Below are 13246 nucleotides of genomic sequence, written 5' to 3' on the forward strand. Positions count from 1 at the left end.
CCACACGTGCCCCGCAAATTCTGAATAGTGTGGGGCACTTGTGGGAGCGGGCTTGCCCCGCGAAGAGGCCAGTGAAATTTCAGCCCTGCCCATTCTCCAGGGCATCGCGCAAGAAGCTCGGGGCGATATAGCGCTGGTAATGCGCCTCGGACAGCAGAAAGAACTCGCGGTCGATGGCGTCGCGCAACTGCGGCAGTTCCCAGCCTCGAAACTCCGGCAGCAATACCATGCCGTAAGCCTCCAGATCACGGATCATCCGGGCCCCACGGGCGATCAACTGGTAGGCCCAGCAATATTCCGACTGTTGGTCCACAAAGCGGATGGAGCGCTGCTCCAACTGCAGGCGCAGCAGGCTTTTGTCGAAGACTTCCAGCTTGGCCATCATCACCTGCACCAGCAACTGCTCCAGACGCAGCCACACGGCGCGCTTCTGCGCGTCGTCGTAGCCGTTCCAGTTGATCACTTCATGGTGAAAACGCTTGCAGCCACGGCATACCGTGTCTCCGTACACCGTGGAGCACAGGCCGACGCAAGGGGTCTTGATGGACTTGTTGGACATGAAAAACAACGGCTTGGCGGTGGAACACGGGCCCATGTTAGCCCTTTGTCTAACCGGGGTCACTCGTTAAAGTCATCTTCGCCGCCTTACCTTCAGGCTTTTTTTGCCGTAGAATCATCCGGCCTTTTCAAGGCAACAATGTCCGTTGGAAGCTGTTTTCAAAGCGTCACGAGCACAGTTAATCCGGTAGAACGGCGTTGGCCCGGGCCATGCACCCTCGCATGCCCGTGCCAGCCCTCATCAGCTCCCCGTTCTGCAGGCGTAAAACTTTGAAAGCAGCTTCTGTAAGGATTCTCTGCGACCCTGGCTGGGCGGCCCAAGAAGCCGTCATTGCGCATGGGTGCAGGGAATGCTGGATGAGCGTCCCGGACTCCCTTTAGGGACCACTGATGAGGGTAATAACTGTGCTTGAAGCCTACCGCAAACACATCGAAGAGCGTGCCGCCCTGGGTATCGTGCCCCAGCCGCTGAACGCCGAACAAACTGCAGGCCTGGTCGAGCTGCTGAAAAACCCGCCGGCCGGCGAAGAAGCCTTCCTCGTAGACCTGATCACCAACCGTGTACCGCCAGGGGTCGACGAAGCTGCCTATGTCAAGGCTGCCTTCCTGTCCGCCGTGGCCAAGGGCGAAACCAAATCCCCGCTGATCGACCGCAAGCTCGCCACTGAGCTGCTGGGCACCATGCAGGGCGGCTACAACATCGAAACGCTGGTCGCGCTGCTGGATGACGCCGAATTGGGCGCCGTCGCGGCCGAAAAGCTCAAGCACACCCTGCTGATGTTCGATGCCTTCCACGACGTGGCCGAAAAAGCCAAGGCGGGCAACGTCCACGCCAAGGCCGTGCTCGAGTCTTGGGCTGCCGGCGAGTGGTTCACCTCGCGTCCGGCCATCGCCGACAAGTACACCCTGACCGTGTTCAAGGTGCCTGGCGAAACCAACACCGACGACCTGTCCCCTGCCCCGGACGCCTGGTCGCGCCCTGACATCCCACTGCACGCCCTGGCCATGCTGAAAATGGCCCGTGACGGCATCGAGCCACAGCAGCCAGGTTCGGTCGGCCCTCTGGCCCAGATCGAAGCGGTCAAGGCCAAAGGCTTCCCAGTTGCCTACGTGGGTGACGTGGTCGGTACCGGTTCGTCGCGTAAATCCGCCACCAACTCGGTGCTGTGGTTCTTCGGTGACGACATTCCGTACGTGCCGAACAAGCGCGCCGGTGGCTTCTGCTTCGGCACCAAGATCGCCCCGATCTTCTACAACACCATGGAAGACGCCGGCGCCCTGCCAATCGAGTTCGACTGCACCAACCTGGCCATGGGCGACGTCATCGACGTCTACCCGTTCAAAGGTGAAGTGCGCCGTCACGGCAGCGACGAACTGGTCACCAACTTCGAGCTGAAAACCGAAGTGCTGCTGGACGAAGTCCGCGCAGGTGGTCGTATCCCGCTGATCGTTGGCCGTGGCCTGACCGATAAAGCCCGCGCCGAGCTGGGCCTGGGCCCTGTCGACCTGTTCAAGAAACCGGAGCAGCCTGCCGCTTCGACCAAGGGCTTCACCCTGGCGCAGAAGATGGTCGGCCGTGCGTGCGGCCTGCCAGAAGGCCAGGGCGTGCGCCCAGGTGCCTACTGCGAGCCGAAGATGACCACCGTCGGTTCCCAGGACACCACTGGCCCGATGACCCGCGACGAACTGAAAGACCTGGCGTGCCTGGGCTTCTCCGCTGACCTGGTCATGCAGTCGTTCTGCCACACTGCCGCCTATCCGAAGCCGATCGACGTCACCACCCACCACACCCTGCCAGACTTCATCCGCACCCGTGGCGGCGTGTCGCTGCGCCCAGGCGACGGCATCATCCACAGCTGGCTGAACCGCATGCTGATGCCTGACACCGTCGGCACCGGTGGCGACTCGCACACCCGCTTCCCGATCGGCATCTCGTTCCCGGCCGGTTCCGGCCTGGTGGCCTTCGCTGCCGCCACCGGCGTCATGCCGCTGGACATGCCAGAGTCGATCCTGGTGCGTTTCAAGGGCAAGCTGCAACCTGGCATCACCCTGCGTGACCTGGTTCATGCCATCCCTTACTACGCCATCCAGAAGGGCCTGCTGACCGTCGAGAAGAAGGGCAAGAAAAACGCCTTCTCCGGCCGCATCCTGGAAATCGAAGGCCTGGACGAACTGACCGTCGAGCAAGCGTTCGAACTGTCCGACGCCTCGGCTGAACGTTCGGCTGCCGGTTGCACCATCAAGCTGCCAGAAAAGGCCATCGCCGAGTACCTGACTTCCAACATCACCCTGCTGCGCTGGATGATCGGCGAAGGCTACGGCGATGCCCGCACCCTGGAGCGTCGCGCCCAGGCCATGGAAGCCTGGCTGGCCAAGCCTGAGCTGCTGTCGGCCGACGCCGATGCCGAATACGCCGAAATCATCGAAATCGACCTGGCCGACGTCAAAGAGCCTGTCCTCTGCGCGCCGAACGACCCGGACGATGCCCGCCTGCTGTCTTCGGTACAGGGCGAGAAGATCGACGAAGTGTTCATCGGTTCGTGCATGACCAACATCGGTCACTTCCGCGCTGCCGGCAAGCTGCTGGAGAAGGTCAAGGGTGGCATTCCGACCCGTCTGTGGCTGGCTCCGCCAACCAAGATGGACGCTCACCAGCTGACCGAAGAAGGCTACTACGGCATCTACGGCAAGGCCGGTGCGCGCATGGAAATGCCAGGCTGCTCGCTGTGCATGGGTAACCAGGCACGTGTGCAGACCGGTTCGACCGTGGTTTCCACCTCGACCCGTAACTTCCCGAACCGTCTGGGCGACGCGACCAACGTGTACCTGGCATCGGCCGAGCTGGCTGCTGTCGCTTCGATCATCGGCAAACTGCCGACTGTCGAAGAGTACATGCAGTACGCGCAGGACATCGACAGCATGGCTGCCGACGTCTACCGCTACCTGAGCTTCGACCAGATCGCCGAATTCCGCGAGGCTGCGGCCAACGCCAAGATCCCGGTTGTTCAGGCGTAATCAGCAGTAAGCTGTAAGAAAAAACCCCGGCAGAAATGCCGGGGTTTTTTATTGCCCTCTCGGGCCTCTTCGCGGGGCAAGCCCGCTCCCACGGGTTTGGACTGTCCCCAAGAAGTTGGACACCCATCCAATTTTCTGGGGGCAGTCAAGGTTTGCTCGGCTCCTGTGGGAGCGGGCTTGCCCCGCGAAGAGGAGCGCACTGGCAACCTCACATCACGAACAGATCCACAAACCTGTGCACCGCCGTCGCCTCCAGCTTTTGCTGATCCTCGCACAGCTCGAAAATCGCCTCACACCGTTGCCGCGCAAACCGCGTCGCCAGGTTCTCCCTGAACTTCGCCTCCAGCAAGGGTATGCCCTCCCCGCGCCGACGCCTGTGCCCGACCGGGTACTCCACCACCACCTGCTCGGTGCTGCTGCCATCCTTGAAAAACACCTGCAAGCCGTTGGCGATCGAGCGCTTGTCAGCCTCCAGGTATTCACGGGTGAAGCGCGGGTCCTCGACCACCTCCATCTTGTCGCGCAAGCGGTCGATACTCGGGTGGGCAGCGTGAAAGACATCCTCGTAATGCTCGGCCACCAGATGGCCAAAAATCAGCGGCACCGCCACCATGTACTGCAGGCAGTGATCACGGTCAGCGGCATTGGCCAGTGGGCCGACCTTGGAGATGATGCGAATTGCCGACTCCTGCGTGGTAATGACAATACGGTCCACCTCATGCAGGCGATTGCGCACCTGCGGGTGCAGCAGGACGGCGGCTTCACAGGCCGTCTGGGCGTGGAACTCGGCCGGGAAACTGACTTTGAACAGTACGTTCTCCATCACATAGCTGGCCAAGGGCTGCGGCAGGCGCAACTCCTGCTGGGCAGAGGGTTTGAGCGCCAGGTCCTTGTTGGTATGACTGAATGACACATCATAGAAGCCCCATTGCGGCGCCGTGAGCACGCCAGGCACCCCCATCTCGCCACGCAGCGCGATATCGGCCAGGCGCACACCCCGGCTGGACGCATCGCCAGCAGCCCAGGACTTGCGCGAGCCTGCGTTGGGTGCATGGCGGTAGGTGCGCAGCGCCTGGCCATCGACAAAGGCATGCGACAACGCCGACAGCAGTTGCTCGCGGCTGGCCCCCATCAGCTTGGCGCACACGGCCGTGGAGGCCACCTTGACCAGGATCACGTGGTCCAGGCCCACGCGATTGAACGAATTCTCCAGCGCCAACACGCCCTGGATCTCGTGCGCCATGACCATGGCTTCGAGCACTTCGCGCATCAGCAGTGGGCGTTCACCCTTTGCTACGTGTTTTTGCGACAGGTGATCGGCCACGGCCAGAATGCCGCCGAGGTTGTCTGAAGGGTGCGCCCACTCGGCGGCCAGCCAGGTGTCGTTGTAGTCCAGCCAGCGCACGATGCAGCCAATGTCCCAGGCGGCTTTGACCGGATCGAGGCGGTAGGCGGTGCCGGGCACGCGGGCACCATTCGGCACCACCGTGCCTTCCACCAACGGGCCGAGGTGTTTGGTGCATTCGGGGAAGCGCAGGGCCAGCAGGCCGCAGCCCAGGGTGTCCATCAGGCAGTTGCGCGCGGTGTCCAGCGCCTCTGGGGATTCGACCCGGTAGGTGAGGACGTAGTCGGCGAGGGTTTGCAGCACCCGGTCGTAGTCCGGGCGCTGGTTAAGGTCCACGTTGGCGCTCATTTGCAGCTCCTGTGATTGTGGGGCTGCCTGGCAGCCCATCGCCGGCAAGCCAGCTCCCACAGGTTCGGTGTGGGAGCCGGCTTGCCGGCGATGGGCCGCGAAGCGGCCCCAGTCATCGAACGCCGAGCGCCTGTGGTGCGTCAGAAGCTATCGCCAGGCACCCTCACCCAGCCTTCCATCAGCACGCGAGCACTGCGGCTCATGATTGCCTTGGTCACCGTCCATTCGCCCTTCACCTGACGCGCTTCGGCGCCAACCCGCAGGGTACCGGAAGGGTGACCGAACCGTACGGCACTGCGCTCGCGCCCGCCGGCGGCGAGGTTGACCAGCGTGCCTGGGATGGCGGCAGCGGTACCGATGGCGACCGCGGCAGTGCCCATCATCGCGTGGTGCAGCTTGCCCATGGACAACGCACGCACCAACAGGTCGATGTCAGCCGCCGCAACCACCTTGCCACTGGACGCAGTGTAGGTGCTCGGTGGCGCGACGAAGGCCACTTTCGGCGTGTGCTGACGCCCGGCCGCCTGGTCGACATGCTCGATCAGGCCCATGCGCACGGCGCCATAGGCACGGATTGTCTCGAAGCGCAGCAGCGCTTGCGGGTCACCGTTGATCGCGTCCTGCAGCTCGGCGCCGGTGTAGCCGATATCGCTGGCATTGACGAAGATGGTCGGGATACCCGCATTGATCAGGGTTGCCTTGAACGTGCCAACCCCTGGCACTTCCAGGTCATCTACCAGGTTGCCGGTAGGGAACATCGACCCACCTGCGCCCTCTTCGTCGGCAGCTGGGTCCAGGAATTCCAGCTGAACCTCGGCCGCCGGGAAGGTCACGCCATCGAGTTCGAAATCACCGGTTTCCTGCACTTCACCTTCGGTGATCGGTACGTGGGCGATGATGGTCTTGCCGATGTTGGCCTGCCAGATGCGCACGGTGGCGATGCCGTTGCGCGGCACCCGCGCCGGGTCGACCAGGCCGCTGCTGATGGCGAAGGAACCGACCGCGGCAGACAGGTTGCCGCAGTTACCGCTCCAGTCGACGAAGGCCTTGTCGATACTGACCTGGCCAAACAGATAGTCGACGTCGTGTTCGGGCTTGATGCTGCGCGAGAGGATCACCGTTTTACTGGTGCTCGAGGTGGCGCCGCCCATGCCATCGATCTGCTTGCCGTAGGGGTCGGGGCTGCCGATCACCCGCAACAGCAGCGCATCGCGGGCTGGGCCTGGGATCTGCGCCGGCTCGGGGAGGTCGTCCAGGCGGAAGAATACGCCTTTGCTGGTACCGCCACGGATGTAGGTGGCGGGGATCTTGATTTGTGGTGCGTGTGCCATTGCTTAAGTGTCCTGTTTGAATATGCAATAACCCTAGGGCCGCTACGCGACCCATTCGCGGGGCTAGCCCGCTCCCACAGGTACAGTGCAAACCGGCAGCGCCACACCTACCCTGTGGGAGCGGGCTTGCCCCGCGAATGGGCTGCAAAGCAGCCCCAAAAACTCAAGCAGAAGCTTCGAGGAAGTCTTGGGCAAAGCGCTGCAGCACCCCGCCCGCCTCGTAGATCGACACTTCCTCGGCGGTATCCAGGCGGCACGTTACCGGCACCTCGACCCGCTCGCCATTGCGACGGGTAACCACCAGCGTCAGCGTTGCACGCGGCTTGCGCTCACCGAGCACATCATAGGTCTCACTGCCATCCAGACCCAGGGTGTTGCGGTCCGTACCCGGCTTGAACTCCAGCGGCAGCACGCCCATGCCGACCAGGTTGGTGCGGTGAATGCGTTCAAAGCCTTCGGCCACGATCGCCTCGACACCCGCCAGGCGCACCCCCTTGGCCGCCCAGTCACGGGACGAGCCCTGGCCGTAGTCGGCACCGGCGACGATGATCAGCGGCTGCTTGCGCTCCATGTAGGTCTCGATTGCCTCCCACATGCGGGTAACCTTGCCTTCCGGCTCGATGCGCGCCAACGAGCCCTGCTTCACGCTGCCGTCATCCTTGCGCACCATTTCGTTGAACAGCTTGGGGTTGGCGAAGGTGGCGCGCTGGGCGGTCAGGTGGTCGCCACGGTGGGTGGCGTAGGAGTTGAAGTCCTCCTCCGGCAGGCCCATTTTCGCCAAGTACTCACCCGCCGCGCTGTCCATCATGATGGCGTTGGACGGTGACAGGTGATCGGTGGTGATGTTGTCCGGCAGCACCGCCAGCGGGCGCATGCCACGCAGGGTGCGCTCACCGGCCAGGGCACCTTCCCAGTACGGTGGACGGCGGATATAGGTGCTCATCGGGCGCCACGCGTACAGCGGCGCCACCTTCGGCCCACGGTCTTCCTCGATGGCGAACATCGGAATGTAAACCTTGCGGAACTGCTCCGGCTTGACCGAGGCACGCACCACGGCGTCGATTTCTTCATCGCTCGGCCAGATATCCTTGAGGCGGATTTCCTTGCCGTCGACCACGCCCAGCACGTCTTTCTCGATGTCGAACCGGATGGTCCCGGCGATGGCGTAGGCCACCACCAGCGGCGGCGAGGCCAGGAACGCCTGCTTGGCGTAAGGGTGGATGCGCCCGTCGAAGTTGCGGTTACCCGACAACACCGCAGTGGCATACAGGTCACGCTCGACGATCTCTTGCTGGATCACCGGGTCCAGCGCACCGGACATGCCGTTGCAGGTGGTGCAGGCGAAAGCGACGATGCCAAAGCCCAGGTCCTCCAGCTCTTTCTCAAGCCCTGCTTCCTCCAGGTACAGCTGCACAGCTTTTGAGCCTGGCGCCAGCGAAGATTTGACCCAGGGTTTGCGCGCCAGGCCCAGTTTGTTGGCATTGCGTGCCAAAAGGCCCGCTGCGATCACGTTGCGCGGGTTGCTGGTGTTGGTGCAGCTGGTGATGGCGGCGATGATGACCGCGCCGTCCGGCATTTGCCCCGGGACATCTTCCCAGGCCCCGGCGATGCCCTTGGCCGCGAGGTCGCTGGTGGCCACGCGGGCATGCGGGTTGGACGGGCCGGCCATGTTGCGCACCACGCTCGACAGGTCGAAGCTCAGGGTACGCTCGTAGACGGCGCCGGCCAGGCTGTCGGCCCACAGGCCGGTGGCCTTGGCGAAGGTTTCCACCAGCTTGACCTGCTGCTCTTCGCGACCGGTCAGCTTGAGGTAGTCGATGGTCTGCTGGTCGATGGCGAACATCGCTGCAGTGGCGCCGTATTCAGGGGCCATGTTGGAGATGGTCGCGCGGTCGCCCAGGGTCAGGGCACGGGCACCCTCGCCGTGGAACTCGAGGTAGGCGCCGACGACTTTCTGTTTACGCAGGAACTCGGTCAGGGCCAGCACCAGGTCGGTGGCGGTGATGTTCGGTGCCAGCTTGCCGGTCAGCTCGACGCCGACGATTTCCGGCAGGCGCATCCACGAGGCGCGGCCGAGCATCACGTTCTCGGCTTCCAGCCCGCCGACACCAATGGCGATCACGCCCAGGGCGTCGACATGCGGGGTGTGGCTGTCGGTGCCAACGCAGGTGTCCGGGTAGGCCACGCCGCGGTCGCTGTGGATCACCGGTGACATCTTCTCCAGGTTGATCTGGTGCATGATGCCGTTGCCCGGCTGGATCACGTCGACGTTCTTGAACGCCTTCTTGGTCCAGTTGATGAAGTGGAAACGGTCTTCGTTACGGCGGTCTTCGATGGCACGGTTTTTCTCGAACGCCTGCGGGTCGAAACCACCGCACTCGACCGCCAGGGAGTGGTCGACGATCAACTGCACCGGCACCACCGGGTTGACCTGGGCCGGGTCGCCGCCCTTGTCGGCAATGGCGTCACGCAGGCCGGCCAGGTCGACCAGAGCGGTTTGGCCGAGGATATCGTGGCACACCACGCGCGCCGGGAACCACGGGAAGTCGAGGTCGCGCTTGCGCTCGATCAGTTGGCTGAGCGAGGCGTCGAGGGTGGCGGGGTCGCAGCGGCGCACCAGGTTTTCGGCGAGCACGCGCGAGGTGTAGGGCAACCCGTCGTAGGCGCCGGGCTTGATAGCCTCGACTGCCGCGCGGGCATCGAAGTAGTCCAGGTCGGTGCCTGGCAGGTGCTTGCGGAATGCGGTGTTCATCATGGAATCAGGCTCGGTCACAGGATTCGGAAGGTTGCTCCGTCCCTGTGGGAGCGGGCTTGCCCGCGAAGGCGTCAGCAGGTGCACATCGATTGCCCAGTCGGACGCCTTCGCGGGCAAGCCCGCTCCCACAAGGGAACGGGTTGCCTCTCTAGATCTATTCAGCGCTGCTCGATCGGCACGAACTGGCGCTGTTCGACGCCGACATACTCGGCGCTCGGGCGGATGATGCGGTTGTTGGCACGCTGTTCGAACACGTGCGCCGCCCAGCCGGTCAGGCGCGAGCAGACGAAGATCGGGGTGAACAGCTTGGTCGGAATGCCCATGAAGTGGTACGCCGACGCATGGTAGAAGTCGGCGTTAGGGAACAGGCGTTTCTGCTCCCACATGGTCTTGTCGATGGCTTCGGACACTGGGTACAGGACCTTGTCACCGACCTCGTCAGCCAGTTGCTTCGACCAGCCCTTGATCACCTCGTTGCGCGGGTCGGACTCTTTGTAGATGGCATGGCCAAAGCCCATGATCTTGTCCTTGCGCTCCAGCATCTTGAGCAGCTCGGCCGTGGCGTCCTGCGGGCTCTGGAAGCGTTCGATCAGTTCCATCGCCGCTTCGTTGGCACCGCCGTGCAGCGGGCCACGCAGCGAGCCGATGGCGGCGGTGACGCAGGAGTATAGGTCGGACAGGGTCGAAGCGCAGACGCGTGCGGTGAAGGTCGAGGCGTTGAATTCGTGCTCCGCGTAGAGGATCAGCGACACGTTCATCACCTTGACATGCAACTCGCTCGGCTTCTTGCCGTGCAGCAGGTGCAGGAAATGCCCGCCGAGGGTGTCTTCATCGCTGGTGCAGTCGATGCGCACGCCATGGTGGGTGAAGCGGTACCAGTAGCACATCACGGCCGGGAACAGCGCCAGCAGGCGATCGGTCTTGTCATGCTGGGCTTCGAAGGTGAGTTCGGGCTCTAGGGTGCCCAGCACCGAGCAGCCGGTGCGCATCACGTCCATCGGGTGGGCGTCACGTGGAATGCGCTCGAGCACTTCCTTGAGGGCTTGCGGCAGGTCACGCAGGCCTTTGAGCTTGTGCTTGTATTCGGCCAGCTGTGCTTTGCTTGGCAACTCGCCGTACAACAGCAGGTAGGCCACTTCTTCGAATTCAGCACCCGCCGCCAGGTCACGGACGTCGTAGCCACGGTAGGTCAGGCCAGCACCGGCCTGGCCAACGGTCGACAGTGCGGTCTGGCCGGCCACCTGGCCACGCAGGCCTGCGCCACTGAGTACTTTTGCTTCGGCCATGGTGTTTCTCCTTTCTTGAATTTGTTATGGATTTCTTGCTGGCTAATTCGGTTTGCCTGTACTGGCCTCTTCGCGGGCAAGCCCGCTCCTACAGGTACAGCGCCATACCTTGGACCTGGGCCACCCCTGTGGGAGCGGGCTTGTCCCGCGAAAAGGCCAGCACAGGCAGTCACTTATCCTTTCTTCTGGGCAAACAACGCATCGAGGCTCTGCTCGAAGGCGTGGTAACCAATGGCATCGTAGAGCTCCATGCGGGTCTGCATGGTGTCGACCACGTTCTTCTGGGTGCCGTCACGACGCAGCGCCGTGTAGACATTCTCGGCCGCCTTGTTCATGGCGCGGAACGCCGACAGCGGGTACAGCACCAGCGACACGTCGACCGACGCCAACTCTTCGGTGGTGTACAGCGGGGTGGCGCCGAATTCCGTGATGTTGGCCAGAATCGGCGCTTGCACGCGGTCAGCGAAGGTCTTGTACATCGAAAGCTCGGTAATGGCCTCCGGGAAGATCATGTCGGCGCCGGCCTCAACGCACGCTGCGGCACGGTCCAGCGCAGCATTCAGGCCTTCGACGGCCAGGGCATCGGTGCGCGCCATGATCACGAAGCTGTCATCGGTACGGGCATCGACGGCGGCCTTGATACGGTCGACCATTTCCTGCTGGGTGACGATTTCCTTGTTCGGGCGGTGGCCACAACGCTTGGCGCCAACCTGGTCTTCGATGTGGATCGCAGCTGCGCCGAACTTGCTCATCGAGCGCACGGTACGCGCCACGTTGAACGCCGAGGCACCGAAACCGGTGTCGACATCCACCAGCAGCGGCACGTCGCAGACGTCGGTGATGCGGCGCACATCGGTGAGCACATCGTCCAGGCCGCTGATACCCAGGTCCGGCAGGCCCAGGGAGCCTGCGGCCACGCCGCCACCGGACAGGTAGATGGCCTTGAAGCCGGCGCGCTTGGCCAGCAGGGCATGGTTGGCGTTGATGGCGCCGACTACCTGCAAGGGATGTTCGGCGGCAACCGCGTCGCGGAAACGTTGGCCGGGCGTGCTCTTCACAGTCATGAATCACCTCGTGGGCTATTGTCGTTGGCGTCCAGGTAGTGACGCTCGATGTTGCGTTTGGACGCGCCGATGTGGCGGCGCATCAGGAGTTCGGCCAGCTCACCGTCACGGTCGGCGATGGCATCGAGAATCCGGTGGTGTTCGGCAAACGCCTGGCGTGGCCGATTGGGCGTGGCGGAGAACTGGATGCGGTACATGCGCACCAGCTGGTACAGCTCGCCACACAGCATCTTGACCAGGGTCTGGTTGCCGCTGCCCTGGATGATCCGGTAGTGGAAGTCGTAGTCACCTTCCTGCTGGTAGTAGCCGACACCCGCCTGGAACGCCGCATCGCGCTCATGGGTATCGAGCACCCGGCGCAGTTCGTCGATATCGGCCTGGCTCATGCGCTCGGCGGCCAGGCGGCAGGCCATGCCTTCGAGCGATTCGCGGATTTCGTACAGCTCGATCAGCTCGGCATGGTTGAGCGACACCACCCGCGCCCCGACATGCGGCACGCGCACCAGCAGGCGCTGGCCTTCGAGGCGGTGGATGGCCTCGCGCAACGGCCCGCGGCTGATGCCGTAGGTGCGCGCCAGCTCCGGCTCGGAGATCTTGCTGCCCGGGGCGATGTCGCCCTTGACGATGGCCGCTTGGATGCGCCGAAAGACGTTTTCGGACAAGGTTTCCGTTTCGTCCGCCAACGCTGGGCTGGGAGTGGATAGGTCCAGCATATTGTCGACACCCTGATAATCACATGGCCAGAAATTAGCTAATTAAGCGCGATCAGTCAAAGACAAAATGAACATTGTCGACAATCGTCTAATAACGAACTAACCCTGCCCCGCCGCTGTCAGATCGCGACGCGCTGGCGTCAAGACGTCGGCGTGATAGAATGCCGCGCCTCCGACGGAGTATGGATAGCGTGTCTGTCATCTATTCATGTTGTTGACAGATGAACGAGGAAGCTTGCGCAGTCGTTGCCAGTCGCCTTGCCCCGAACCCTGCACAGTACCGCGCCAGGATTATGAGACTTACACCCGTTTTATTGCTGCTATGCCTCACCCTGCTGCCGGCCATCGGCCAAGCGGCGGGCAAGACCGTGTACGGTCTCAACGAATACGCAAAGCTGGGCGACCTGGACCTGGAAGTGGCCGCCAAGCTCGACACCGGTGCCAAGACCGCCTCGCTCAGCGCCCGCGACATCAAGCGCTTCAAGCGTAACGGCGAGAGCTGGGTGCGTTTCTACCTGGCCATCGATGCCGCCCATTCGCACCCGATCGAACGCCCCCTCGCGCGCGTCAGCAAGATCAAGCGACGGGCAGGCGACTACGATGCCGAATCGGGCAAGGCCTACACCGCGCGCCCGGTCATCGAACTCGAAATCTGCATGGGCCAGGCCCTGCGCACCATCGAAGTCAACCTCACCGACCGCAGCGCGTTCCAGTTCCCGCTGCTGATCGGCTCCGAGGCGCTCAAGCACTTCGACGCGCTGGTCGACCCAAGCCTTAAATACGCGGCCGGCAAACCTGCCTGTGCCACCGACGCTCCTAAAGCAGAGTAAT

9 protein-coding genes are annotated in these 13246 nt (G+C 63.2%); 2 read left to right on the forward strand and 7 right to left on the reverse strand.

The features are described from left to right. Positions 1 to 79 precede the first annotated feature (79 nt). Positions 80 to 559: a DUF1289 domain-containing protein gene (locus OO306_RS12705; protein ID WP_177323889.1), complete on the reverse strand. Its 480-nt coding sequence runs from the start codon at positions 557 to 559 to the stop codon at positions 80 to 82. A 404-nt stretch (positions 560 to 963) separates the two neighbouring features. Here OO306_RS12705 and acnB point away from each other — a divergent pair, with 404 nt between their 5' ends. Further along, positions 964 to 3573, forward strand: coding sequence for a bifunctional aconitate hydratase 2/2-methylisocitrate dehydratase (gene acnB, locus OO306_RS12710; RefSeq protein WP_099429920.1), 2610 nt, complete (start codon positions 964 to 966; stop codon positions 3571 to 3573). Between the two features lie 208 nt (positions 3574 to 3781). Here the strand turns inward: acnB and prpD are convergent, their stop codons facing one another. From prpD to OO306_RS12740, 6 genes are all read right to left on the reverse strand, one after another. After that, entirely contained in the window at positions 3782 to 5266 is a 1485-nt protein-coding gene (gene prpD, locus OO306_RS12715; protein WP_265968912.1) for a 2-methylcitrate dehydratase, read from the reverse strand. Positions 5267 to 5406: 140 nt separating this feature from the next. Beyond that, positions 5407 to 6597 carry a 2-methylaconitate cis-trans isomerase PrpF gene (gene prpF, locus OO306_RS12720; RefSeq protein WP_252827308.1) on the reverse strand — a complete coding sequence of 397 codons (1191 nt, stop codon included), beginning with the start codon at positions 6595 to 6597 and terminating at the stop codon, positions 5407 to 5409. A 163-nt stretch (positions 6598 to 6760) separates the two neighbouring features. Next, positions 6761 to 9349: a Fe/S-dependent 2-methylisocitrate dehydratase AcnD gene (acnD, locus tag OO306_RS12725; RefSeq protein WP_265968937.1), complete on the reverse strand. Its 2589-nt coding sequence runs from the start codon at positions 9347 to 9349 to the stop codon at positions 6761 to 6763. Between the two features lie 161 nt (positions 9350 to 9510). Further along, positions 9511 to 10638 carry a 2-methylcitrate synthase gene (prpC, locus tag OO306_RS12730; RefSeq protein ID WP_265968913.1) on the reverse strand — a complete coding sequence of 376 codons (1128 nt, stop codon included), beginning with the start codon at positions 10636 to 10638 and terminating at the stop codon, positions 9511 to 9513. 173 nt (positions 10639 to 10811) lie between these two features. Then, positions 10812 to 11702: a methylisocitrate lyase gene (gene prpB / locus OO306_RS12735; RefSeq protein ID WP_027593921.1), complete on the reverse strand. Its 891-nt coding sequence runs from the start codon at positions 11700 to 11702 to the stop codon at positions 10812 to 10814. Beyond that, positions 11699 to 12415, reverse strand: coding sequence for a GntR family transcriptional regulator (locus tag OO306_RS12740; RefSeq protein ID WP_027593922.1), 717 nt, complete (start codon positions 12413 to 12415; stop codon positions 11699 to 11701). Before OO306_RS12740 ends, prpB begins: the two co-directional genes overlap by 4 nt. A 293-nt stretch (positions 12416 to 12708) precedes the next feature. On the opposite strand from OO306_RS12740, the gene OO306_RS12745 reads away from it, so the two are divergent. Continuing rightward, on the forward strand, positions 12709 to 13245 hold the full coding sequence (locus OO306_RS12745) for an ATP-dependent zinc protease (protein WP_027593923.1): 537 nt from the start codon (positions 12709 to 12711) through the stop codon (positions 13243 to 13245). Position 13246: the final 1 nt, after the last annotated feature.

Origin of the sequence: Pseudomonas sp. DCB_AW (assembly GCF_026240895.1) — a bacterium.
In the GTDB taxonomy this organism is placed as follows: Bacteria; Pseudomonadota; Gammaproteobacteria; order Pseudomonadales; family Pseudomonadaceae; genus Aquipseudomonas; species Aquipseudomonas kermanshahensis.